The organism is Brevibacterium sp. GP-SGM9 (assembly GCF_047300845.1).
GTDB lineage: Bacteria > Actinomycetota > Actinomycetes > Actinomycetales > Brevibacteriaceae > Brevibacterium.
Genome location: NZ_CP178563.1, coordinates 2,462,418 through 2,483,761 on the forward strand (window position 1 = coordinate 2,462,418; position 21,344 = coordinate 2,483,761).

General features: G+C 65.8%; 25 protein-coding genes and 1 tRNA gene. 12 read left to right on the top strand and 14 right to left on the bottom strand.

Translation table 11 applies throughout. The features are described 5' to 3' along the window. Window positions 1-29: 29 nt before the first annotated feature. Window positions 30-1,313, bottom strand: coding sequence for an MFS transporter (locus tag ACH82I_RS11115; RefSeq protein ID WP_413332607.1), 1,284 nt, complete (start codon window positions 1,311-1,313; stop codon window positions 30-32). Between the two features lie 134 nt (window positions 1,314-1,447). Here ACH82I_RS11115 and ACH82I_RS11120 point away from each other — a divergent pair, with 134 nt between their 5' ends. Next, the gene (locus ACH82I_RS11120) at window positions 1,448-1,807 is read left to right on the top strand and encodes an ArsR/SmtB family transcription factor (RefSeq protein ID WP_413332609.1); all 360 of its coding nucleotides are present in this window, start codon (window positions 1,448-1,450) and stop codon (window positions 1,805-1,807) included. Window positions 1,808-1,853: 46 nt separating this feature from the next. Here ACH82I_RS11120 and ACH82I_RS11125 read toward each other — a convergent pair whose 3' ends face one another. The 4 genes from ACH82I_RS11125 to ACH82I_RS11140 all read right to left on the bottom strand — a co-directional run bounded on the left by ACH82I_RS11125 (window position 1,854) and on the right by ACH82I_RS11140 (window position 5,133). Next, window positions 1,854-2,450, bottom strand: a complete 597-nt coding sequence (locus ACH82I_RS11125; protein WP_230745673.1) for a hypothetical protein — start codon at window positions 2,448-2,450, stop codon at window positions 1,854-1,856. Between the two features lie 221 nt (window positions 2,451-2,671). Then, window positions 2,672-3,109: a hypothetical protein gene (locus ACH82I_RS11130; RefSeq protein WP_413332611.1), complete on the bottom strand. Its 438-nt coding sequence runs from the start codon at window positions 3,107-3,109 to the stop codon at window positions 2,672-2,674. A gap of 123 nt (window positions 3,110-3,232) precedes the next feature. After that, window positions 3,233-4,033, bottom strand: a complete 801-nt coding sequence (locus ACH82I_RS11135; protein ID WP_230745677.1) for a family 1 encapsulin nanocompartment shell protein — start codon at window positions 4,031-4,033, stop codon at window positions 3,233-3,235. Further along, entirely contained in the window at window positions 4,030-5,133 is a 1,104-nt protein-coding gene (locus tag ACH82I_RS11140; RefSeq protein WP_413332614.1) for a Dyp-type peroxidase, read from the bottom strand. The genes ACH82I_RS11135 and ACH82I_RS11140 overlap by 4 nt, the downstream gene beginning before the upstream one ends. A 219-nt stretch (window positions 5,134-5,352) precedes the next feature. Here ACH82I_RS11140 and ACH82I_RS11145 point away from each other — a divergent pair, with 219 nt between their 5' ends. Beyond that, entirely contained in the window at window positions 5,353-5,718 is a 366-nt protein-coding gene (locus tag ACH82I_RS11145) for a DUF488 domain-containing protein (RefSeq protein WP_413332615.1), read from the top strand. 82 nt (window positions 5,719-5,800) lie between these two features. Beyond that, window positions 5,801-6,319: a DinB family protein gene (locus ACH82I_RS11150; RefSeq protein WP_413332617.1), complete on the top strand. Its 519-nt coding sequence runs from the start codon at window positions 5,801-5,803 to the stop codon at window positions 6,317-6,319. Window positions 6,320-6,334: 15 nt separating this feature from the next. Here the strand turns inward: ACH82I_RS11150 and ACH82I_RS11155 are convergent, their stop codons facing one another. Next, window positions 6,335-6,544 carry a DUF5808 domain-containing protein gene (locus ACH82I_RS11155; RefSeq protein ID WP_230745680.1) on the bottom strand — a complete coding sequence of 70 codons (210 nt, stop codon included), beginning with the start codon at window positions 6,542-6,544 and terminating at the stop codon, window positions 6,335-6,337. Between the two features lie 197 nt (window positions 6,545-6,741). Between ACH82I_RS11155 and ACH82I_RS11160 the strand changes: the two genes are divergently transcribed. The 3 genes from ACH82I_RS11160 (at window position 6,742) to ACH82I_RS11170 (ending at window position 9,104) form a co-directional block, all read left to right on the top strand. Then, window positions 6,742-7,098: a VOC family protein gene (locus tag ACH82I_RS11160; RefSeq protein WP_413332619.1), complete on the top strand. Its 357-nt coding sequence runs from the start codon at window positions 6,742-6,744 to the stop codon at window positions 7,096-7,098. A 78-nt stretch (window positions 7,099-7,176) separates the two neighbouring features. Beyond that, a complete protein-coding gene (locus tag ACH82I_RS11165) occupies window positions 7,177-7,815 on the top strand; it encodes a TetR/AcrR family transcriptional regulator (protein ID WP_413332621.1) in 639 nt (212 codons plus the stop codon). Further along, on the top strand, window positions 7,812-9,104 hold the full coding sequence (locus ACH82I_RS11170) for a Cmx/CmrA family chloramphenicol efflux MFS transporter (protein ID WP_413332623.1): 1,293 nt from the start codon (window positions 7,812-7,814) through the stop codon (window positions 9,102-9,104). Before ACH82I_RS11165 ends, ACH82I_RS11170 begins: the two co-directional genes overlap by 4 nt. A gap of 18 nt (window positions 9,105-9,122) precedes the next feature. Here the strand turns inward: ACH82I_RS11170 and ACH82I_RS11175 are convergent, their stop codons facing one another. After that, the gene (locus ACH82I_RS11175; protein ID WP_413332625.1) at window positions 9,123-9,617 is read right to left on the bottom strand and encodes a GbsR/MarR family transcriptional regulator; all 495 of its coding nucleotides are present in this window, start codon (window positions 9,615-9,617) and stop codon (window positions 9,123-9,125) included. A gap of 141 nt (window positions 9,618-9,758) precedes the next feature. Here ACH82I_RS11175 and ACH82I_RS11180 point away from each other — a divergent pair, with 141 nt between their 5' ends. Together ACH82I_RS11180 and ACH82I_RS11185 are read left to right on the top strand one after the other, a co-directional pair. Beyond that, window positions 9,759-11,321, top strand: a complete 1,563-nt coding sequence (locus ACH82I_RS11180; RefSeq protein WP_413332627.1) for a GMC family oxidoreductase — start codon at window positions 9,759-9,761, stop codon at window positions 11,319-11,321. Between the two features lie 85 nt (window positions 11,322-11,406). Then, the gene (locus ACH82I_RS11185; RefSeq protein WP_413332629.1) at window positions 11,407-12,828 is read left to right on the top strand and encodes an aldehyde dehydrogenase family protein; all 1,422 of its coding nucleotides are present in this window, start codon (window positions 11,407-11,409) and stop codon (window positions 12,826-12,828) included. A gap of 62 nt (window positions 12,829-12,890) precedes the next feature. Here the strand turns inward: ACH82I_RS11185 and ACH82I_RS11190 are convergent, their stop codons facing one another. After that, entirely contained in the window at window positions 12,891-13,295 is a 405-nt protein-coding gene (locus ACH82I_RS11190) for a hypothetical protein (protein ID WP_413332631.1), read from the bottom strand. A gap of 101 nt (window positions 13,296-13,396) precedes the next feature. Between ACH82I_RS11190 and ACH82I_RS11195 the strand changes: the two genes are divergently transcribed. Then, window positions 13,397-14,023, top strand: coding sequence for a TetR/AcrR family transcriptional regulator (locus ACH82I_RS11195; protein WP_413332633.1), 627 nt, complete (start codon window positions 13,397-13,399; stop codon window positions 14,021-14,023). On the opposite strand, the gene ACH82I_RS11200 is transcribed toward ACH82I_RS11195, so the two are convergent. The 3 genes from ACH82I_RS11200 to ACH82I_RS11210 are packed head-to-tail and all read right to left on the bottom strand — an operon-like array spanning window position 13,998 to window position 15,545. Next, window positions 13,998-14,621 carry a dihydrofolate reductase family protein gene (locus tag ACH82I_RS11200; protein ID WP_413332635.1) on the bottom strand — a complete coding sequence of 208 codons (624 nt, stop codon included), beginning with the start codon at window positions 14,619-14,621 and terminating at the stop codon, window positions 13,998-14,000. The two genes, ACH82I_RS11195 and ACH82I_RS11200, sit on opposite strands and share 26 nt — an antisense overlap. Continuing rightward, a complete protein-coding gene (locus tag ACH82I_RS11205; protein WP_413332637.1) occupies window positions 14,618-15,010 on the bottom strand; it encodes a VOC family protein in 393 nt (130 codons plus the stop codon). Before ACH82I_RS11205 ends, ACH82I_RS11200 begins: the two co-directional genes overlap by 4 nt. Window positions 15,011-15,050: 40 nt before the next feature. Then, window positions 15,051-15,545 carry a winged helix-turn-helix transcriptional regulator gene (locus ACH82I_RS11210; protein ID WP_413332639.1) on the bottom strand — a complete coding sequence of 165 codons (495 nt, stop codon included), beginning with the start codon at window positions 15,543-15,545 and terminating at the stop codon, window positions 15,051-15,053. Between the two features lie 76 nt (window positions 15,546-15,621). Between ACH82I_RS11210 and ACH82I_RS11215 the strand changes: the two genes are divergently transcribed. Next, window positions 15,622-16,971, top strand: a complete 1,350-nt coding sequence (locus tag ACH82I_RS11215) for an MFS transporter (RefSeq protein WP_413332641.1) — start codon at window positions 15,622-15,624, stop codon at window positions 16,969-16,971. A 107-nt stretch (window positions 16,972-17,078) separates the two neighbouring features. Continuing rightward, window positions 17,079-18,482 carry an aldehyde dehydrogenase family protein gene (locus ACH82I_RS11220; RefSeq protein ID WP_413332643.1) on the top strand — a complete coding sequence of 468 codons (1,404 nt, stop codon included), beginning with the start codon at window positions 17,079-17,081 and terminating at the stop codon, window positions 18,480-18,482. 101 nt (window positions 18,483-18,583) lie between these two features. On the opposite strand, the gene ACH82I_RS11225 is transcribed toward ACH82I_RS11220, so the two are convergent. Next, window positions 18,584-18,656, bottom strand: a tRNA-Ala gene (locus ACH82I_RS11225). Window positions 18,657-18,730: 74 nt separating this feature from the next. Further along, window positions 18,731-19,177, bottom strand: coding sequence for a MarR family winged helix-turn-helix transcriptional regulator (locus ACH82I_RS11230; protein WP_230745688.1), 447 nt, complete (start codon window positions 19,175-19,177; stop codon window positions 18,731-18,733). Between the two features lie 199 nt (window positions 19,178-19,376). Between ACH82I_RS11230 and ACH82I_RS11235 the strand changes: the two genes are divergently transcribed. Then, the gene (locus ACH82I_RS11235) at window positions 19,377-20,591 is read left to right on the top strand and encodes an MFS transporter (RefSeq protein ID WP_230745690.1); all 1,215 of its coding nucleotides are present in this window, start codon (window positions 19,377-19,379) and stop codon (window positions 20,589-20,591) included. Window positions 20,592-20,669: 78 nt separating this feature from the next. Here ACH82I_RS11235 and ACH82I_RS11240 read toward each other — a convergent pair whose 3' ends face one another. Beyond that, complete coding sequence (locus ACH82I_RS11240; RefSeq protein ID WP_413332646.1) at window positions 20,670-21,344, bottom strand: metal-dependent transcriptional regulator; 675 nt, start codon at window positions 21,342-21,344, stop codon at window positions 20,670-20,672.

Below are 21,344 nucleotides of genomic sequence, written 5' to 3' on the forward strand. Positions count from 1 at the left end.
CGGACCAGAGCGTCCACCTGAGCCCCTGCTCATGACCGAGCCAGTCGCGGCCGACGTCGCAGGACCGCGATGAGCACCATCAGCACCACCACGACTCCCGCAATCACGAGCGCGATTGTATGCAGAGAGGCGGCGTAGGCCTCGGCTCCGCCTGCCCCTCCGGCGGCGACTCGGTCAGCAACATCGGCATCGTCCATGCGCAGGCCGATGACGAGTGCCAATGCTGCGGAGTAGATGGCCACGGCGGCCGCCTCGGAGCCGATGCGCACGAAGTTGAGCAGTCCCGCGGCACTGCCGCTCACCTCGGCGGAGACCTGGGCGAGGGCCTCCCCGTCGACGAGTCCGAGCGGCAGGCCGAACCCGAAGCCGATGAACAGTAGCGCCGGGACCACGGCGAGTGGGGAAAGCGCTGGCGAAAGCAGCAACATCCCCACCGCGCCCAGGACCAGGCAGGCGAGCGCGGCCATGACCACACCGCCCGCGCTCAGGGAGGTTCTGCGCATCGCCGCACCCACGAGACCCGGGGAGACGATGACCGGGAGGGTGGCGATGAGCATCATGGTTCCGGCGGTGCCCGCGCTCCAGCCGTAGACGGCCGAGAAGGCTGCGGGCAGGTAGGTGAGGAAGGTGACGAAGCCGATGGCTCCGGCGACCGGGACGAGCACCATCGCCAGGAAGCCGCGATTGCGCAGGAGCGAGATATCGAGCAGCGGACCGGAGCTCATGCTGTCGACACGGACTCGGGGCACGGCGCGTGAGGCGAGCAGAACAACAAGCAGCACGGCTGCGGGAAATCCGAAGGTGGCCCTCCACCCGAGGAGCTGGGCGATGGCCCCGCAGATCACCGGACCCAGTGCCAGGCCCAGGCCGTTGACGGTGCCGAACAGGGCGAACGCCCGTGTCCTCGCCGGGCCCTCCCATGCCAGAGAGAGCATCGCCGTCGCCGAGGTGAGTACGGCCGCCGCGCCGACGCCGGCCAGGATGCGCGCGAGGTCGAGGACGACCAGGCCCGGTGCCGCCACACTCGCGAGCGAGGCGAGCAGGAAGACGCTCGCTCCGGTACGGAAGACGCGGTCGTGGCCGATCCTGTCGGCGAGCCGGCCCCAGACGATCGTCATCAGTGCGAAGGAGACGTTGAAACCGTTGACCACCCACTGCAGCGCGACGGGGGCATTGCCGAGTTCGTGAGCGATCGCGGGGAGGGAGACGGCGGTGCCGGCGATCGACAGGGGAATGACGAGCTGCGCCGCCAGGATCAACGGTAGGGCCAATCGTGAAGGGCGGGTGATTCCGGGAACGGTGGTGGCAGACATGATCCTCCATAGGTTCGATGGATGTCATACCTACAGTGATCGCACCAATGGTACGATGTCAAGCGTACCTACACGTGGAACCGGTCCCGGATCGATACGAATGCGGGATCGCAGCCGTGGAACGAAGGAGGACGATGGTGGCCGATGCAGAAGGGCATCCGGAGTTCGGCGAGTTGAACCTACCCGCTGTGCTCACGGCGCTGGCTGACCCTCTGCGCCGACAGGTCGTCACCACCCTGTTGCGCGAACCTGAGGGCACCGAACGCACGTGTGTGAGCTTCGATCTCGGGGTCTCCAAGTCGACTCGAACACACCATTTTCGGATTCTGCGGGAGTCAGGCCTCGTATGTCAGGTCGATCGCGGCAACAGCCGCAAGGTCCGACTTCGGCGCGGTGATCTGGAAGAACGTTTTCCCGGACTGCTCGAGCTCCTCATCGCCGAGGCAGGACGAACCTTGTCATCCCCAGCACAGCAATCCGATACGACAGGGTGAACGCGGCCGGCCTGGCCGGCTTCGCCTTCAGCTGCCGGCTTCGCCCTCAGCTCTTCTGCTCGACCGGCACCAATGCCCACAGGCCGAAGGCCAGCAGCACGAAGCCGGAGATGACCCCGCTGAAGATCGGGATGAACGCCGGGATCGAGGCGAAGAAGGCGATGAATCCGGCGATGCCGCAGAGGGTGACGACGGTCGCGAGGACATGGAATCGGTTCAGCTTGAACACATATCCCAGCGCATAGAAGTGGGTGCCGACGACGAAGGCCACCCAGGCCACGCCGAGTTCGGGGTGGCCGAGGCTCGAGAGCACCCGGGCCCCGGCGAAGAGTGCGATCGCCTCGATGAGGACGATGATCCAGTACGCTCGGCCGAACGGCGGCTCGCGACGGCGCCCTGGCTCACGGTCCTCCGCTGACATCGTCTGCCTGTGTTCGGCCCGGAGACGCAAGAGGGATCGCACCGCGACAACCGCAATGGTTCCGAACGCGATGATTCCCGTGGCCATGACCAGCGTCCGGCCCAGCGAGGAGAACGATGAGCTGTTGATGATGAGGAACAGCAGTCCGAATGCCCCTCCGATCAGGGCACCGATCTCGGCTCCTTCGGCGGTGCGGGGTCGGGTGGCGGGGGATTCGGGCATCGTCGTCCTGTCATGGTGAGCGCGTCGACCCTGTTGACCGACACACGTGTGGCGCTCGTGCACGCTCCATTCTTACACCGCTTCGACCCCCTGGACGGGGAATTGCCGCGATTGATTGCCATCAGCCTCTGCATCCGGGTCCCAGTGCATCCGCTCGCGCCGCCGGCCAGGCGGTCCGTCGATCCGAGAGCCAGACGGACCGAGGCCACGAGGCGGCGCACTCAGATGCCGTAGAACTCGGCGAGGTCGTCGGTGGTGGCATTGGCACCGCTCGCCGCGGGAATGATGTCGGCGGCAAGGACACGTGTCGCGGCATCGCCGCTCGGATGCCCTTCGACCCGGACGAACGCCGTGTCCGTTCCGGGCTGGTCCACATAGGTTCGGATGATCGTCTCCAGGACCGCATGCAGGGAGTCAGCCACCTCGTAGGAGCTGCTGCCGGCGAGCGTGAGCACCCCGCCGATCGTGGTCCCGGCGGAGAAGCTGTCCTGGAACTGCACCTCGCCGTCCAGATGCTCCGGCATGGCTGTGACCGCGGAACGGAGGGCATCGGCGACCGCGGCCGGGTCGGTCTGGGCCTGCCGAAAGCATCCGGAGAGGGCGATGCCCGCGACTCCGAGTGAGGCGGCAAAGAATCCGCGGCGTCCGAATCGTCCCATGCGGTCATTGTGGCATGGGCGAGCGCCCGGCCGCGGTCACACGACCGTCTCCGGGTCACTTACGCACCTTTTGCCATTGGGCAAGACCTGCCCGCCCCACCTCAGACGCTCATCAGCCGCTCATCAGAGGCTCAAAGGCACACTGGATTCGTCGGTCAGCGCGAGGAATCCGAAGGTCTCCTGCAGATAGAGTTCGACGGTCTCGCTGTCGTGGCTGTGGTACCCGATCGACAGGTCCTGGCCGAGGTGGAGCTCGTAGTCACCCCCGCGCGTGGAGACGAGCAGCGCTCCCTCGAGGGCGGGCGCCCAGATGATCTCTCCGGCGCCGAGCTGCCGGGAGAGGTGCTCGCGGATCGGGTAGCCGTGGTCGGTGGACTCGGAGACCTTGGTGTACTCCGCGGAGGAGAGCAACAGGCTGTAGGGCCCGTCGACTCCCACCGTGCGCAGCACACTCAGCGCCTGGGCGACGGCGTCCGCGAAGTCCTCGACGGCGTCGGGGATGGCCACTGCGGCATTCGAGCTGCCGGGAACGATTCCGCCGATCCCGGCCGCATCGAGCCCGTGGAGAATGGCCCGATCTTCAGCCATCGCGATCGTCGTGGCCGCATCCTTGACGGGCTGCCAGTCCGAGTCACCGGACCCGCGGGCCACGTCATCGATGGCCTGCCGAGTCACGGTGAACGGAGTCCGCAGCTCGATGTATTCCTGCACGATGCGCTGCTTGACCTGCAGTCCGCTCGTCTCCGACTGGACGTCCCGGATGTGGCCGGTGGTCACCGCGGAGGTCTCGAAGCCCGTGGGCCCTTCGACATCGACGATCCGGCGGCCGGCGATATTGCGTTTGAATGTTCGCCGAGCCTCCTCCTCGATCTCCGCCCAGGCCGGGCCGGGGATGGGGGCAAGCTCGCGATAGAGGTTATTCACTGGTCTCTCCTTCTCAGGCTGCCGATGCCGAGGCTGTCGTCGGCCGGTGCGGGGTCGTCGGCTGATGCGGGATTGGGTGGGTCTGTTTCCTCGACCCTCGCCGAGGCGGAGGCCGGGTCGTCGTTCTGCGCATCGGATGGCTCGGCGGCGGCGAGCTCTCCGTCGGGATCGTCGAGGAATTCCTGGGAGGGGACGAAGAAGAGGCCGCCGGTCTGCGCGGTCGAGAAGTCGAGGATCCGATCGTAGGTGCCGCGGGGGTTGCCGATGAACATGTTCTCGAGCATCTGTTCGGTCACGCTGACGTCGGCGGCGTAGCCGATGAAGTAGGTCCCGAACTCGCCGGACTCGACCGATCCGAAGACCATATTGTCACGCACAATCTTGTGCTCGGTCCCGTCTTCGTCCTCGATCGTGTTGAGGATGAGATGGGAGTTCGGCGCCTTGTCCTCGTCGGGGAACTCCATATCGGAGAGTTTGTGCCGACCGAAGGCCGCCTCCTGGTCCTCGACGCTCAGCGCCTCCCATGCGGCCATGTCGTGGGTGTACTTCTGCACGATCACATAGGTGCTGCTCGCCGGGTCGTCTCCGCCGGCCGGCGTGAATACCGAGTCCACGGCCTCCTGGTCCTCGGGGTTCTCGGTGCCGTCGACGAAGCCCATGATGTCGCGTTCGTCGAAGTAGCGGAAGCCGTGCACCTCGTCGACGACGGACACGGCGTCACCGAGTTCGCCGACGAGCTGGCGGGCGAGTTCGAAGCAGAGGTCCATGCGCCGGGCCCTGATGTGGAAGAGCAGATCACCGGGGGTCGACGGCGCGGTGTGGACGTCTCCGCGCTGTTCGATGAAGGGGTGCAGCCCGGCCGGGCGCGGGGCGTCGAACATCCGGTCCCAGAGCTCGGCGCCGATTCCGGTCACACAGCTGAGGTGATCCTCGCGAGCGCGGAAGCCCACGGACCTGACCACCCCCGCAATGTCGCCGAGGAAGTCCTTGGCCTCCGCCTCGGCGCCGGATCTCACGGTGAGGACGAGGAACACGGCGGCCGGAGCCGGCGGACCCAGCACATGCTGCGGCGTCTTTCCGTTCGGAAAAGCCTCGGTCATGACCGTCACTGCATCATCTCCTCGCGAAGTGAGTTCGCCGTCGACGTGCCCTGCATCATCACAACGGCGCTTGGCTCGCCAGTATACGCTTCGAGCGCGAACATGGAATGACCATCGAACTTGCTTCTTCTCACCGGTGCTGACCTGCGCTTCTGTCCGCTCCTTGCATCGCCGGAGACGCGTCATAGACTGAAGACGACCACAGAACGGAGGTCGCTGATGGCCGCACAGAACAGCGCCCGGGTCCGCCGCATCTACGATGGCCCGGAGAACTCCGACGGCACCCGCGTCCTCGTCGACCGGGTCTGGCCGCGCGGAGTCAGCAAGGACAAGGCCGAGCTCGACGACTGGGCGAAGGCCGTCGCCCCATCGACCGAACTGCGCAAGTGGTACTCCCACGACCCGGAGAAGTTCGAGGAATTCTCACGTCGATACCGAGAGGAGCTCAAGGCCGAGGAACCCGCCGAGGCGCTCGAGAGCCTGCGGGGATACGCGAAGAGGGGCACGCTGACCCTGCTCACGGCCGCGAAGCGCGATGACATCAGCCAGGCGAGGGTGCTCGCGACGATCATCAACGGCGGATGACACCGCGCCGAGGTGGGAGCCACCTCGGCGCCGGTGGGAATCCGAGCTTCCAGGAAGGACACGACCATGGAAGGACACGACCATGGACGAGATCACCCCGGATACGCGTGACTGGGCCGAGGTCATCGACGGCGGATGCGCCGAATGCGGCTTCACCGGAGTCGAGGACGGCAGCACCGCCCCGGACAAGATCCTCTCCGCCGCCCAGGCTTGGGAAGCGGTGCTCAGTCGCGCCGATGCGGGCCAGCGTTCGGACCCTCAACGGTGGTCGGCTCTCGAATACGGGGCGCATATGCGCGACGTCCTCGACCTCTTCCGCGAGCGCACCCGGCTGATGATCGCCGAGGAGGGGCCCACCCTGCCGAACTTCGACGGAGATTCGGTCGCCCTCGAATCCGACTACGCCCATGCCGACCCCGCCGAGGTGTTCGCCGGCCTCCGCTCTGCCGCCCAGGGCTATTCGGCGCAGCTCGCTGACGTCGCCAACGACGAATGGAATCGGAAGGGATACCGGGCCGATGGTCACGAGTTCACGATCACCTCGCTGACCAGGTACGGTCTCCACGAGGTCAAGCACCACCTCCAGGATGTGGGTGCCTGATCCTCGGGGCTCCGCTCAGGAGAAGATGCCCCACACCACGGCCCCCACGACAGCCGCGACGAAGAGCAGCGACCACGGACTGCCGAAGTTGACCGTCCATCCGATGCCGACGCGTTTCGGGACGAGGAACGCCGGATCACGCGGACAGAAGTAGAACAGGCCGAGCTTCCAGTTCGCTGCGTTCTCACGCAGCTGCTTCCTGACTTCCCTGTCGGTCGGACTCATCGTGGACTGCCTCCTCGGGATCGGTGTGCGGGTACGTAGGCATCAGTGCGGGTCAGCAGCCATCGTTGCGGGTCAGTACGCATCATGGTGCCCTGCCGTCACGGTACACCTGTTGTGATCTCCGGCGGCCGTGCGTCCACCGCCTCGCCCGGGGCAGCGCTGTTCAGAAGTGGCTGGCGACCATCTAACCTGAGTCCATGGCACTTGTGTGGGAACAGTCCATCATCGACGCCCGCGATCCGCATGCCCTCGGGCGATGGTGGGCCGAGGCGCTCGGGTGGGTGATCGTCGATGAGAACGAGACCGAAATCGAGATCCGCGAAACCCCTGAGCGTCTGCCCGGGCTGATCTTCGGCATCGATGATGATCCGAAGACCGTGAAGAACCGGATGCATCTCGATTTCCGTCCCGACGACCAGGCCGCCGAGGTGGCCCGTTTCCTCTCCCTCGGCGCGAAGCGCGTGGAGATCGGCCAGACGGGCGACGAATCCTGGGTCGTCCTTGCCGACCCCGAAGGCAATGAGTTCTGCATCCTGTCCTCTCGCAGGGCCTGAGCACCGCTTCTCCGAGCCCGCAGAGCTCCATGAAGATTTTATTGGACACCTCTGTCCAAAATGCATTACGCTCGCCTCATGGGCAGGAAGAAGACCTTCGACGAGCAGGCGGTGATCGACGCAGCCATCGCCGTGTTCAGCGAACACGGCTACGCCGGAACCGACGTCGGACTCGTCTGCGAACGTGCCGACATCGGCCGGTCGAGCTTCTACAACACCTTCGACAGCCTCGACGCGGTGTTCCTCCGCGCACTGCGCGACTACACCGCGACCGGGATTCCCGCCCGTGAGGAGCTGCTGACCAGCTCCCGACCGGCACCCGCGCTCCTCATGCACCGCCTCGGCGCGGAGCTGACCAAGCAGTGCGCGGACGAGAACCGCACGGGCTGCCTCTCCGCGAACACCGCGGCCGAACTCGGCCGCGAGGTCGATGCGGTCAGCTCGATCCTCGATCCCGACCGCGATGCCTGGGTGGCCGCCTACCGGACGCTCATCGAACGCGGGCAGGCGGCCGGGCACATCCGGCCGGCCATCGACGCGAACGTCCATGGAGAACTCGTCCAAAGCGTGCTTGCGGGCCTGCGAATCGGCGCTCGAGTCCTCCCGGCCGAGACGGTGCTCGCCCAGGCCAGAGCCTTCGTCGAAAACCTGTGCACCCCGGCGGGTCGAGCAGCCCTCGACGCTCCCACTCCGACAGAAAGCAGTCCCCAGTCATGACGACCTCATCCACTGAGACGAGCGCAGCGTCCCGGATCCGCGTGCCCGCCCAGGTCTACCTGCTGGCCGCCGTGATCTTCTGCCTCGGCACCAGCGAATTCATGATCGCCGGCATCCTCGAACCCATCAGCGCCGATCTGGACATCAGCATCCCGCAGGCCGGGCTGCTCATCACCGGATTCGCCGTCGGCATGATCGTCGGTGCCCCCGCAATGGCGCTGCTCACCCTCAAGCTTCCGCGGAAGGCCACGATGATCATCACGATCATCGCCTTCTCCGCCCTGCACATCCTCGCCGCACTCGCCCCGAGCTACTCGCTGCTCATGCTCAGCCGCGTCCTCTCGGCCATCGCCTGCGGAGGGTTCTGGGCGGTCGCCGCCGTGCACACGACCAGGATCGCCCCGCGCGAGGTGCACGGTCGCGCCCTGGCCGGGCTCGTCGGCGGACTCACGGTGTCGAACCTCGTCGGCGTCCCGCTGGGCACCTGGGTGGGCACGCAGTACGGGTGGCGCGCGACCTTCTGGGCCGTCGCCGTCGTCACCGCGCTCGCTGCGGTCCTCATCGCCGTGACCACCAGGTCGACGAAGGAAGAGCGCGCCGAGGCGGAGCTGCACCTGCCGACCCTGCTCAGGGCCGAGCTCGTGGCCTTCAGAGGCCCGCGGATCTGGTTGGCCCTGGGCACTACCGCACTGTTCCAGGCCTCGGTGTTCGCCGCATTTTCCTACTTCTCGCCGCTGCTCACTCAGGTCGCCGGACTCTCCCCGGCTCTGGTCCCCGGTGTTCTCGCGGCCTTCGGGATCGGCTCGTTCATCGGCGTGGTGGTCGGCGGCAGGCTCGCCGACCGCAGCATCTTCGGCAATATCATCGGCAGCCTCGCGGCCCTGGCTCTCAGCCTGCTCGCCCTGTGGCTCGTCGCCGACAACGGCTGGGCCACGATCGTCATGATCGTCCTCGTCGGTGCCAGCGGTTTCTCGATCGCCGGAGCGCTCAATGCCCGCGTCTTCCAGATCGCCACTCAGGCGCCGACCCTCGCGGCGAGCGTCAACACCTCCGCCTTCAACGTCGGCAATGCCGCGGGGCCCGCACTCGGCGGGGCGGTCATCGCCCTCGGGTGGGGCTTCAGAGCCCCGGTTCTCGTGGCGATCGTTCTCGCCCTGGCCGCCCTGGCGCTCGTCTGGGTGGCCCTTCGCGTCGAGCGTTCCTGGCACAGCTCGGGAAGTGGCCGCGCCGGCAACGGCAGCGGGGAGACGCAGACGATAACTGCCGACTGCGGCTCCGGACCCGCCTGATCACTCCGGAAACCTCGTTCACTCCTCGCCGTCTGCCCCAGCTATTCGGGTGTAGTCCTCGAGCAGCCCCTGGAGCCGGTCCGTCATGAACCTGTAGTACTCGCCCATCTGTTCGACTCGCTGACGCTGGGTTCGAGGGAGCTTCTGTCCCTGTGCCCGCACCGATTCCGCGAAGTCGAGAAGCTGTGCGGTCGCGCGGAGCTGATGTTCCAGACACCCGACCCAAGCATCGTGTCTCCACCGGTAGACGTACTGTCGCTGCCCGGGTTCCTTGAACCGTTCGATCACGCCGTTGTCGATGAGCAGTCGGGTGGTCTCGGACACCGAGCCCTTGCTCGCGTCGAGAGCGTCTTGGAGCTGCGCCATGGTCAGCGTTGAATCACTGAGCATGAGAACGCCCGCCGCCCGACCGGCCATCGGTGGCCAGCCCATGGCGTCGCCGATCTGAGAGCCGAAGCTCTCAACCAGCGAAAGCCTCAGCTCACGATCGTCTCTGTCTGCGAGCGCGTCCAACCCGATTCCCTTCGTAGAAATTCACTCAGAATTGAATATTCACTATTGACTGAACAATGTGATCTACGCCATTCTAGTGGAAATGCGGAAGAACGGTCCGCCGTTGCCTCCCAAAGTACTCGTTCTCAAGGAAGATGTGACGTGGAAGAAGACAACTGGGACATCATCGTCGTCGGCGCCGGCTCAGCCGGGGCGGCATTTGCAGTCCGCTCGGCGGAGAAGGGCAGACGCGTCCTCCTCATCGAAGCAGGTCGAGACTATCGGTCGGCAGAGATGCACGAGGCCTGGCGGTCGCCCAACCCGGCGGTCGCAATCATGGAGCCCGACGCCATCGACGGCATGATGTGGCCCGATCTCAATGCAACTCGCACCGACGTACAGGAGCCCGCACCGTACTGGCGTGGAAAGGGGGTGGGAGGAAGCTCCTCGGTCAACGGGCAGATCGCGATTCGACCGCCGCTGGAGGATTTCGACGAATGGGCGAAGTCCGGATGCGAGGGATGGTCCGGTGAGGAGGTTCTGCCCTACTTCGCCAAGTTGGAGACCGACGAGGAGTTCGGCGCCGCCGAATGGCATGGAGACTCCGGACCCACACCCATCTTCCGCGCTCCCCGCGAGAAATGGGGTGCAGTGGATACGGCACTGGCCGATTCGGCCTTGGCCGCAGGCCACCCCTGGGCGGCCGACGTCAACGCCCCGCACGCAACCGGTGTCTCTCCCTACCCCATCAATTCCCGTGATTCCCGCCGAGTCAGCGTCAACGATGCCTACCTCGAAGGTGCACGCGGGCTGCCGAACCTCACCATCCTCGGTGAGGCGGGCGCAGACAGAATCGTCTTCGAGGGCAACCGTGCCATCGGTGTTCGCATCCTCATCGACGGCACCCCGGAGGTCCGCTACGGCGATGCGATCGTCCTCAGCGCCGGAGTCATCCATTCACCGGCCATCCTCATGCGATCCGGCATCGGCCCTCGTGAGCACCTGACGGCCATGAGTATCGACACTCGTGCCGATCTCCCGGTGGGACGCGGTCTCCAGGATCATGCGATGGCCTCGATCACCCTTCCGCTCAATGACGCCTCAGGCATCTCGTCTCCGCATGACCGTCACACGAACGTGTGTGTCCGCTGGTCGAGCGACCCGGAGGAGAGATACAACGATCTGATGTTCGTCTCGATGAATCAGAGCGTGATCTCCATGGCGACAGCGAACACCGGGGCCGAGTACGGTGCGTTCGGAGTCTGGCTCAACCAGACGGACTCGCGCGGCACCGTCGAACTCTCCTCCGCTGACCCGCACGCCCAACCTGTCGTCGCCGAGCGGATGCTCTCCGATGACGGTGACCGCGCTCGGCTGCGGCTCGGGGTCAGAAGTCTCGTGGAACTGCTCGATCAGGACGCAACGCAGTCCATCCTCGGCGGGTCGCTCGAGGAGTGTAACCCGGAGCTGTTCGCAGTCATCGACGATGATGAGGCGCTCGATGCGCATCTTCTGGCCACCGTCGCCGACGCACAGCACGGAACGAGCACCTGCCGTATGGGCGGCGCCGATGATCCCACGTCCGTCGTCGATTCCCGCTGCCGCGTGCACGGGTTCGAGGGCCTCCATGTCATCGACGCATCCATCTTCCCTTCGGTCCCCCGAGCGAACACCAATCTGGCGTCGATCATGGTCGGCGAGCTCATGGCCGACCGCCTCGACTGACCTGGCCGCAGACCGACTCCGGCACTCCCACGTGCCCTGACCCCGGCACTGCTCATTTCCCATCTCCTGAGGAGACGCGACAATCGTGAAGACACTGCAGAACTACATCGACGGCACCTGGACCAACTCGCAGGACCCGAACCGATTGACCGTGGTCAATCCCTCGACCGAGGAGGCCGTGGCCGAATTCCCGCAGGGATCGGCGGCCGACGTCGACCTGGCAGTCGCCTCGGCGATGGCAGCCCAATCCACGTGGGCAGCGCTGACGGTCGAGGACCGTGTGACCCGGCTGATCCGATGGGCAGACCGGATCGACGAGCACACGGACGAACTCGCTGAACTCGAATGCCGTGAGATGGGCAAACCGGTGGGCATCGGCCGCAACTTCATCGCGGCCGGGGTGGCCGGGCTCAAGGCCGCTGCGCAGGAGGCGCTGTCCTACACGTTCGAGATCTCCACCGACGATCCCGACGGAGGTTGGACTCGGGTCATCCGCCGGCCGGTGGGCGTGGCCGCCGTCGTGACTCCGTGGAACTTCCCCGTCACCATGGTGCTCGGTGCCCTCGGTCCCCTGCTTGCGGCCGGAAACACCGTGGTGGTCAAGCCTTCGGAGCGCTCACCTCTGTCGACGGTGCGCCTGTTCGAGCTTCTCGACCTTCCCGACGGCGTCCTCAACCTCGTGCTCGGCGACGTCCACGCGGGTGCGCCGCTGGCCGGCCATGACGATATCGACCTCGTTCACTTCACCGGTTCGGTGTCCGCCGGGCGGCAGGTCGGTGCGGCATCGGGACAGGCTCTGCACCGTGCGGTTCTCGAGCCGGGCGGAAAGGATCCGGTCATCGTCGACGAGGACGTCGATGTCCCGGCGACCGCGCAGGCGGTGGCCTTCGGCTCGTTCGTCAATACCGGACAGATCTGCACATCGATGGAGCGCATCTTTGTGCATGAGGCGATCGCCGAGGACTTCATCGCCGAGCTGGTCAGTGCCGCTGAAGCCTACGCCTTCGGCGACGGGATGCAGCCGAACGTGATGATGGGGCCTCTGGTCGACGAGAGACAGCGGCGCATCGTCGCTGCACAGGTGAGCGATGCTGTGGCGAAAGGGGCGACGGTGCGAACAGGAGGCGAGGTCCCCGACGGTCCGGGATTCTTCTATCCGGCGACCGTCATCACCCATGTCGACGCTTCGATGTCGGCTATGACCGAGGAGACCTTCGGTCCGATCGCGCCGGTAGCGGTCGTGTCCTCATTCGCCGAGGCGCTCGACCGGGCCGCGGACTCGTCCTTCGGACTGGCCGCCACGGTGTACTCCCGCAATGCCGAGCACATCGAACTGGCTGCCGACATCCCTGCCGGCGTCGTCTGGATCAATCAGTGGCAGGGAGGTGGCGGAGTGCGGACCTACGAGCCGGCCCGCACCAGTGGGATGGGGGCCACCGGGACGACAGCTGCCTTCGACTCCGCGACTCGACCGTTCACGGTGCACATCGCTGCCGACGGCTCGTGAGTCTTCCCAACCGGCATCTGAGCTTGTGAAACACGCATCTGCCCTCTTGAGGCGGAGCAGAGTCATCCGACCGGGTGCTGTCCGCGCTGACGTCGCCGGGCCCGCCCCACATGGTAGGCAGCGATGTAGACGATGCCTACGAGAGGGATGATCACCCACCACACCGGGTCCATGTCCTTCGACAGGCTCTGCTCCCGGTTCGGGTTCCCGGCGTACTGGATGAACGGGATCGCATAGACGATGAACAGGGCCGCTGCCGCCCACCAGAGCCGTCGCACACTCGGGCCTGCGAGTGTGGCTGCGAGGACGAGTATCACCGGGGCGATGGCGATCTTCGCGAAGCCGGTGGGAACGAGGATCGTGGCGATATAGGCAGAGATGATGGCTGTGCGGGCAAGGATTCGTCCGAGCCGATTCGGTCGGATCGAGGGAGATTCTGTGTTCGAGATCGGGGTTGCGCTGGTCATGATAGTCCTTTCGAGAGGTGACTCTCCCAGTGAGCTAACACCTGTAATCTTACAGTCGTTACTTAACTCTCACAAGACCTAACACCTGTATACTCACAGCCATGAGTTCAGGGTCCGATCCACAGCGCCGTCGCAATCCTCGAGGAGAAGGGGGCCGGCTGCGGGAAGACATCGTTGCCAGCGCAGCCGCACTCCTCGACCAGAGCGGCGAGTCCGGTGCCGTCACCCTTCGTGCCATCGCCCGGTCGTTGGGCATCGCCGCACCATCGATCTACCGGCACTTCGACAGCCACGCGGCGATCATGTTCGCCGTGGTGGAGAAGGCGTTCTCCGAACTGGAGTCAGAACTGCGCTCGGCGGTCGAGGCCGCGGGTGAGGAACCACGGGATCAGCTGCTGGCCACATGCCACGCGTATCTCCGCTTCGCCACCGAGCATCCTGGGCCCTACCGGGCGATGTTCGGCGGCGTCTGGATCCCCGAATTGGATGAGACCATCACCGAAGAGGCTCTGCGCGAACTCGGCGCAACGGCGATGGGAATGCTCAAGACCCTCCTGCAGCGCTGCGTCGAGGCGGGAGTCTCGACCAGTCGGGATCCCGATGCCGATGCGATCGCGCTCTGGCTCGGCCTCCACGGCGTCGCCCATCAGCGCTCTGCCACACGCGTCTTTCCCGGCCCCGAAGGGATCGAGAACAGAATCATCACCGCATTGGCGCATCTGAACTGAGTGCGGATGAGCGTGCGAAGCGGAGCAGAGTCATCCCGCCGGGAAAGGTCCGCACATCTCTGCGCTCCCAGTGAGTGCTGTCGAAGCCGGTATCGGAACCCCACAGTGGAATTCCTGCGCCGAGGCTGATGGGAGCGAGCTTGATGATCAGCTCGTCGATCTCGGACCGCAGGCTCGCGGCCACCGCACCGCCGCCGACGAGCCAGATCCCGAGGCCGGGTTCGGCCTTGAGCTCACGGATCCGTCCCACCGGGTCCTCGCCGACGATCTCCACGGCGGAGTCGGGTTTCGCGGTCAGAGAGTTCGAGACGACGAGATGTCGCAGATGCGGGTAGGCGTCCGAGAGGCCGGCAGCCAATCCGACCTCGAAGGACCGCCGCCCTTCGACCACGGTGTCGAAATGTCTTCCCGCTGCAGTCAGTCCCATCGCTTCTCTGGCCGGTCCCGGCAGTGTCTCCGGATACTCCTCGCGGAGGAAGGAGACATAGTCCTCGGAGATCGGCCACCAGCTGCTCGGATCGCCTCCATCGGGTCCGGCGATGAAGCCGTCGAGGGACATTGCGACGAAATAGGTGAGCGTGCGCCCATCCGCCGTCATCGCTGCCCCTGACGTGCATCGCTGGGCGGCTGCCAGAGTTCGATCCGATTGCCTTCGCGGTCATGGACCCAGCCGAAGCGTCCGACCCCGGCCATTTCCTGGGTCTCGGGATCCACCTCGGCGCCGGACTCCCGGACCTGAGCCAGCATCCTATCGAGATCGGGGACCCGGAAGTTGAGCATGGTCTGCTGCTGTCCGAAGCCTTCGGAACGGGACCCGAAGTAGTCGGTGTCGGCATCGAAGGTCGCGATCACCGTGGGGCCCTCCGGCTGATTCCACAGGCCGTGTGCACCGAGGTCGATGCCGAGAACGTCCCGGTACCAGGCCAACAGGGACTCAGGATCCTGCGCTCGTAGGAAGTACCCGCCGATTCCGCTCACTCTCTCCATGGACCTACATTAAGCCCGCCAGCGCCTCGAAGTCGCGTACTCAGAGGAGAGTCCCAGCCCCCTGCAGATGATCGCTCGTCCCCTTCCAGGGTTTGACCCAGGTCATCTCCTCGGGCACCAGTCGTTCCCCGCAGAAGCTGCAGGATTCGCCCCGGGTCGTCTCCTGTCCGCAGGCCTCATGGATCATCGCCATGTGCTCGCCGCCGGTCGGCATCGCCGTGTGCCTCTCTCCCCATACGGCGAGCTGCTGCAGGATCGGCAGGAGTTCGGCAGCCGCCTCGGTGGCCACATAGCCCCGTCGGACTCGTCCGCCGTCACGGTAGTCGGTCGTCTCAAGCAGGTCTGCCTCGACCATCGACTGCAGGCGGCGACTGAGCACGGCCTCGGAGATGCCGAGGTTCCTGCGGAGTTCGTCGAAGCGACCGTGACCGTGCAGGACGTCGCGCACAATGAGCAGCACCCAGGGGTCCCCGAGCACGTCCAGCGAGCGTCTGATCGGGCAGAACTCCTCGGACCAATCTGATCGAAGCGGCACGACTGGTTCCCTTCTTCGTCACGATCTGCTTATATTGCCTATTGTATAACTTCTTTGAAGAAAGTCAGAGTCTTCGATGTCGACCACTTCTGTCGAAACCGTCCGGCGCCGCCGCATCCATCCCGCCTGGTGGGTCGCTGCCGTCGCCTTCCTCGCGCTGCTCGCCGCCTCGGGGTTCCGCGCCGCCCCCGGGGCGCTCATGGTCCCGCTCCACCACGAATTCGGCTGGTCGACGAGCTCCATGTCGCTGGCCGTGAGCGTCAACCTCCTCCTCTACGGTCTCACCGCTCCCTTCGCCGCCGCACTCATGGATCGCTTCGGCATCCGCCAGGTCGTCGCCCTCGCTCTCGCCCTCGTCGCCCTCGGCGCCGGCGGCAGCATCGTCATGACCGCCTCGTGGCAGCTGCTGATCTTCTGGGGCGTGCTCATCGGCCTCGGCACGGGTTCGATGGCCCTGGTCTTCGCCGCGACGATCGCCAACCGGTGGTTCGTCGCCCGCCGCGGACTCGTCATGGGCATCCTCACCGCGGGCTCGGCGACGGGTCAGCTGATCTTCCTCCCACCCGTCGCCGCGATCGCCGAGTCGACCGGTTGGCGCCCGGCCTCACTGCTCATCGCGGCTGCCGCGCTCCTCGCCGTCCCCGTCGTCTGGTTCGTCCTCCGCGACCATCCCTCGGACCGGGGCGTCCTTCCCTATGGCGCACAGCCTGCTGCGACGGCCGGGCCCACCCCGGCCCCTTCCTCCGACGCCGAGGCGGACGCCGCCGCACCGCGTCGGCCCGCCAATGCCGCGCGTCAGGCCTTCGGAGGCCTCTTCTTCGCGGCGCGGCATCGTTCGTTCTGGGCTCTGGCCATCGCCTTCGCCATCTGCGGGGCGACGACCAACGGTCTCATCGGCATCCATTTCATCCCCTCCGCCCACGACCATGGGATGCCCGCCACCACGGCGGCCGGACTGCTCGCCGTCGTCGGCGTCTTCGACATCCTCGGCACGGTCTTCTCCGGCTGGCTGACCGACAGGTTCGATCCCCGCATCCTCCTCGTCGCCTATTACACATTCCGCGGCGTCGGACTGCTCCTGCTCCCGTGGCTGCTCTCCGACACGGTCCATCCGAGCATGGTCCTGTTCATCGTCATCTACGGGCTCGACTGGGTCGCCACCGTCCCGCCGACGGCGGCCCTGTGCCGCGAGGTCTTCGGTGAGCAGGGCACGATCGTCTTCGGCTGGGTGTTCGCGGCCCATCAGATCGGCGCGGCAGGGGCCGCCCTCGGCGCCGGGGTCATCCGCGACGTCTTCGGCGAATACACCTATGCCTGGTGGGGAGGAGCGGTGATGTGCGCGGTCGCCGCCGTGCTTTCGATTGTGGTGCGACGCGACCGCGGAGGTCGGAAGCGCAAGCCGATCCCCGCCGAGGCGGACGCTTAGGACCCACCCTCGACCCACCTCGGCGACGGCCGATGTCTCAGCCGGCCGCCGAACGTGCCATTATGGACACGCCTGCCAGGAATAGGGACTCCCCTCTACCGTGTTAGATGCAGAGACGATGGACGAAAGGACGTTCTATGAGCAAGTTTGCAGTGACCAACGCCAACACCGGTGAAGTGGAAGAGGAGTTCGCCTCCGTCCCCAAGGAAGAGATCCCCGGTTACATCGATCGTGCCCATGAGGCCCACCTTGCGTGGAAGGAGACCCCGCTGCATGAGCGCGCGGCGATCCTGCGGAAGTTCGCCGACCTCGTCGATGCCAACGCCGAAGAGATGACCGACATCATCGGTCGTGAGATGGGCAAGATCAAGAAGCAGGGCCTCGGCGAGGTCGACAAGGTCGCTCGCACCGCTCGGTGGATGGCCGACAACGCCGCCGCCAACCTGGCCCCCACCCACCTGGCCGCCGCGGGTGCGGCCAGCAGCTACGTCCGCCACCAGCCGTTGGGCGTGCTCCTGGGCATCATGCCGTGGAACTTCCCCTACAACCAGATCGCGCGCTTCGTGCTGCCCAACCTCATGGTCGGCAACGCGATCATCATGAAGCAGGCCTCGATCTGCCCGAAGTCGTCCCAATACTTCGAGGATCTCCTCGTCGAGGCGGGTCTGCCGGTGGGCGTGTACCAGAACATCTACCTCGATTCCTCCCACGCCGAGGAGGTCCTCAAGGACTTCCGCGTCAAGGGCTTCTCGCTCACCGGCTCCGAGGGTGCGGGTGCTTCGGTGGCCGCGATCGCCGCGAAGTACTACAAGCGCGCGGTCCTCGAGCTCGGCGGCAACGACCCCGCCGTCGTCCTCGATTCGAAGGACGTGCCGGCCCTGGCCCATAAGCTCGTCGGCCTGCGCCTGGCGAACGCCGGTCAGGTCTGCACCTCGCCCAAGCGCATGATCGTCGTCGATGATCTCTACGACGAATTCCTCGCCGAGGCGGTCAAGGCCGCCGAGGGGACGAAGGTCTCGGACTTCGACGACCCCGAGGTCGGCATGGGCCCGGTCTCTTCCGAGGGTGCTCTCAACGAGATCGTCGAGATGATCGACAAGGCCGTGTCCGACGGCGCCACGCTGCACACCGGCGGCAAGAAGCTCGACCGTCCGGGCTGGTTCATGTCCCCGGCCGTGATCTCCGACATCGACCCGAAGTCGGAACTCGGCTGCAACGAGCTCTTCGGACCCGCCGTCATGGTCTACCGGGCCAAGGACGAAGAGGATGCTCTGCGTCTGGCCAATGACACCGAATACGGCCTGATGAGCTCGGTCTGGACCGATGACCTGGAGAAGGGTGAAGCCTTCGCCGAGAAGATCAACGCCGGCATGACGCTGATCAACTCCCACATGGAGTCGGGACCGGAGTACCCGTTCGGCGGCATCAACCGCTCGGGCTATGGCCGCGAGAACGCCCAGTGGGCGTTCCAGGCGTTCACCAACGAACACCTCATCCGCGTGCACGCCTGACCTAGTCGGGCACCGAGCACAGACGAAGATCCCGTCGACAGCGTTCACAGCGCTGTCGGCGGGATCTTCTTGTGCGAGGTCTGTCTTACGAGCTTTTCGAGTGGAGGTAAGGGGACTCGAACCCCTAACCCTCTGCTTGCAAAGCAGATGCGCTACCAATTGCGCCATACCCCCGGGTACTGGCAGATTTTACTCGGCCGCCAAGACTCCCGCAACGGAACTGTCGAGGACGTAGAAGGGCACTCGGCTCAGACGCTCACTTCAGCATAGAGAGCCGAGACCAGAGGTGCGAGTTCCGGGGTCTCCCGCGCCTCGGCGAGAGTCTCCTCGAGCACTTGGTCATGGGTCGGATGAGCCTCGGCGAGCAGCTTCTCCCCGGTATCGGTCAGCTCGGTGTAGATGCCGCGCCGATCGTCGTCGCAGAGAACACGGGTGAGCAGACCACGATCCTCGAGACGGGTGACCAGACGGGTCGTCGCACTCGAGGACAACGCCGCGGCACGGGCGAGCTGTCGCATCCGCATATGCCAGCCGTCTTGCCGGCTGAGCGCGTCGAGAACGGTGAATTCGACCACGGACAGTCCGTGCTCGCGCTGCAGGCAACGCTCGAGCTCGGTCTCGATGAGACCGTGCAGAGCCGCCAATGTGCGCCAACCGCGGGCTCTGATTTCGACCGCGTCATCCCTGATGCCCACGTGATTCTCCTTCGCTTCCTGTTCTCTCCAGAATACACCACTTGCGCACATAGTCCGCGTGTGCAACTATTTATACCGTTGCGTCTGCAATTAGTGCACACGCGGCATATTGCGTACGCACAGTCACCATTCGCATAGTCATCGTCCGCGCCGCCAAGTCTCCGACGGCATCTGCCTCGCCTGAAAGGTTCGCATCACCATGCCACTCGCACTGCTCGCACTCGCCATCGGCGGGTTCGGAATCGGACTCACGGAGTTCGTCATCATGGGTCTGCTGCCCGAGGTGGCCGCCGACTTCGGCGTCACCGAAACCGTCGCCGGCTACCTCATCTCCGGCTACGCCCTGGCCGTCGCCATCGGCGCCATCCTCGTCACCGTGGCGCTGACCCGCGTCAACCGCAAATTCGCCCTCATCGGACTCATGATCCTCTTCATCATCGGCAACGCCCTCTCGGCTCTGGCCCCGAGCTACGAGGCGATGATGCTCGGACGCATCGTCGCGGCACTCTGCCACGGCGCCTTCTTCGGCATCGGCTCCGTCGTTGCGGCCTCACTCGTCGCACCGAACCGGCAGGCCTCCGCCATCTCGATGATGTTCGCGGGCCTGACCAGCGCCAATGTGCTCGGAGTGCCGCTCGGTACCTTCCTCGGCCAAGCCGCAGGCTGGCGCTCGACCTTCTGGGCGATCTCCGTCATCGGCATCATCGCCCTCATCGGCATCGCCGTTCTCATCCCCGCCGCAACGACTCAGGCGAACAGGACCGGGAGCATCCTCGGCGAGTTCCGGATCTTTGCCTCCGGACAGGTCTGGGCCTCCATCGCCATCACCGTTCTCGGCTACGGTGGCATGTTCGGAGCCTTCACCTATATGGCCTTCACGCTCACCGGGGTCTCCGGCTTCTCCAGCGCGGCCGTGCCCTGGCTGCTCGTCCTCTTCGGGGTCGGACTGTTCATCGGAAACTTCTTCGGGGGACGTGCCGCGGACAGGAACCTCGGAGCCACCCTGCTCACGCTCTTCATCGGACTCGCCGTCATCCTCGCCGTATTCTCGCAGGTCGCCGGCAGCCAGGTCGCGACAATCATCGCGCTGTTCCTCATGGGCGGATTCGGCTTCGCAACGGTGCCGGCGCTGCAGATGCGCATCATGCGCCATTCCGGTGACGCCCAGACGCTGGGGTCCGGTGCCAACATCGCCGCCTTCAACATCGGCAATGCCGTCGGCGCGTGGATCGGCGGACTGACGATCGCCGCAGGTCTCGGCTATGCCTCGCCGCTGTGGGCCGGGGCACTGGTCACCGTCGGCGGGATCGCGGTTCTGCTCCTCGCGGGGGTCGCTCGCGGTGGAGAGCTGCGGCGTGCCGGAAGAGAGGCGGCGGAAGTCGAGGAGGGCGACCGAGTCTCCAGTTCGGTCTGATCCCGGCACGCTCGTCGCTCGGCACGCCAGACGAGCGGTCGGCCGATGCTCTGACCGTCAGCCGACGCCCTCTGACCGTCAGTCGAGCTCAGGTTCGACGCGAATCGCCTCGGCGGCATCGAGAGCGAGTTCGATGCTCTCCCCGGCGATGTCCACGGCAATCGACGAGGCCGCGGAGCTCACCGAGACCACCCGCAGCTTCGTACCGATGACGATGCCGCGTTCGTCGAGGTAACGCAGCAGCTCGGGAGAGCGATCGGAGACTCGGACGACCTCGACATCAACTCCCGAGTCCGAGTCGGCGAGCGGTCGGCTGGGGAATTCGGCGGTATGTCCCTCGGCATCGGGGATCGGGTCGCCGTGCGGGTCGCGGGCCGGCCTGCCGAGGACGATGTTCATCCGCTCGAGCACGAGATCCGAGACCGCGTGCTCGAGCCGGTCGGCCTCCACATGGACCTGATCCCAGGTCAGACCGAGCGCCTCGACGAGGTAGGTCTCGACGATGCGATGGCGCCTGACGATCTCCACGGCGATCTGCCTGCCCTCGTCGGTGAGCGTGATCTGACCGTAGGGCTCGTAGTCGATGTAGCCGTCACGGGCGAGCTTTTTCAGGTTCGCCGAGACCGTCGAGGCGGTCACTCCCAGCTGCTCGGCAAGGTCCGTGGTGGCGGGGCGACCGCCCGGCCACTCATAGGCCTTCCAGATCAGGGTGACGTAGTCCTCGACCATCCGGGTGACGGGAGGGCGCGGCAT

Coding starts and splice junctions, on each gene's coding strand:
- ACH82I_RS11205 (WP_413332637.1), bottom strand. CDS start 15,010: ATGGAGAGAGTGAGCGGAATCGGCGGGTACTTCCTACGAGCGCAGGAT.
- ACH82I_RS11195 (WP_413332633.1), top strand. CDS start 13,397: ATGAGTTCAGGGTCCGATCCACAGCGCCGTCGCAATCCTCGAGGAGAA.
- ACH82I_RS11170 (WP_413332623.1), top strand. CDS start 7,812: ATGACGACCTCATCCACTGAGACGAGCGCAGCGTCCCGGATCCGCGTG.
- ACH82I_RS11155 (WP_230745680.1), bottom strand. CDS start 6,544: ATGAGTCCGACCGACAGGGAAGTCAGGAAGCAGCTGCGTGAGAACGCA.
- ACH82I_RS11150 (WP_413332617.1), top strand. CDS start 5,801: ATGGACGAGATCACCCCGGATACGCGTGACTGGGCCGAGGTCATCGAC.
- ACH82I_RS11125 (WP_230745673.1), bottom strand. CDS start 2,450: ATGCCCGAATCCCCCGCCACCCGACCCCGCACCGCCGAAGGAGCCGAG.
- ACH82I_RS11220 (WP_413332643.1), top strand. CDS start 17,079: ATGCAGAGACGATGGACGAAAGGACGTTCTATGAGCAAGTTTGCAGTG.
- ACH82I_RS11120 (WP_413332609.1), top strand. CDS start 1,448: ATGGTGGCCGATGCAGAAGGGCATCCGGAGTTCGGCGAGTTGAACCTA.
- ACH82I_RS11240 (WP_413332646.1), bottom strand. CDS start 21,344: ATGCCGCGCCCTCCCGTCACCCGGATGGTCGAGGACTACGTCACCCTG.
- ACH82I_RS11145 (WP_413332615.1), top strand. CDS start 5,353: ATGGCCGCACAGAACAGCGCCCGGGTCCGCCGCATCTACGATGGCCCG.
- ACH82I_RS11160 (WP_413332619.1), top strand. CDS start 6,742: ATGGCACTTGTGTGGGAACAGTCCATCATCGACGCCCGCGATCCGCAT.
- ACH82I_RS11200 (WP_413332635.1), bottom strand. CDS start 14,621: ATGACGGCGGATGGGCGCACGCTCACCTATTTCGTCGCAATGTCCCTC.
- ACH82I_RS11130 (WP_413332611.1), bottom strand. CDS start 3,109: ATGGGACGATTCGGACGCCGCGGATTCTTTGCCGCCTCACTCGGAGTC.
- ACH82I_RS11215 (WP_413332641.1), top strand. CDS start 15,622: ATGTCGACCACTTCTGTCGAAACCGTCCGGCGCCGCCGCATCCATCCC.
- ACH82I_RS11165 (WP_413332621.1), top strand. CDS start 7,177: ATGGGCAGGAAGAAGACCTTCGACGAGCAGGCGGTGATCGACGCAGCC.
- ACH82I_RS11140 (WP_413332614.1), bottom strand. CDS start 5,133: ATGACCGAGGCTTTTCCGAACGGAAAGACGCCGCAGCATGTGCTGGGT.
- ACH82I_RS11115 (WP_413332607.1), bottom strand. CDS start 1,313: ATGTCTGCCACCACCGTTCCCGGAATCACCCGCCCTTCACGATTGGCC.
- ACH82I_RS11190 (WP_413332631.1), bottom strand. CDS start 13,295: ATGACCAGCGCAACCCCGATCTCGAACACAGAATCTCCCTCGATCCGA.
- ACH82I_RS11235 (WP_230745690.1), top strand. CDS start 19,377: ATGCCACTCGCACTGCTCGCACTCGCCATCGGCGGGTTCGGAATCGGA.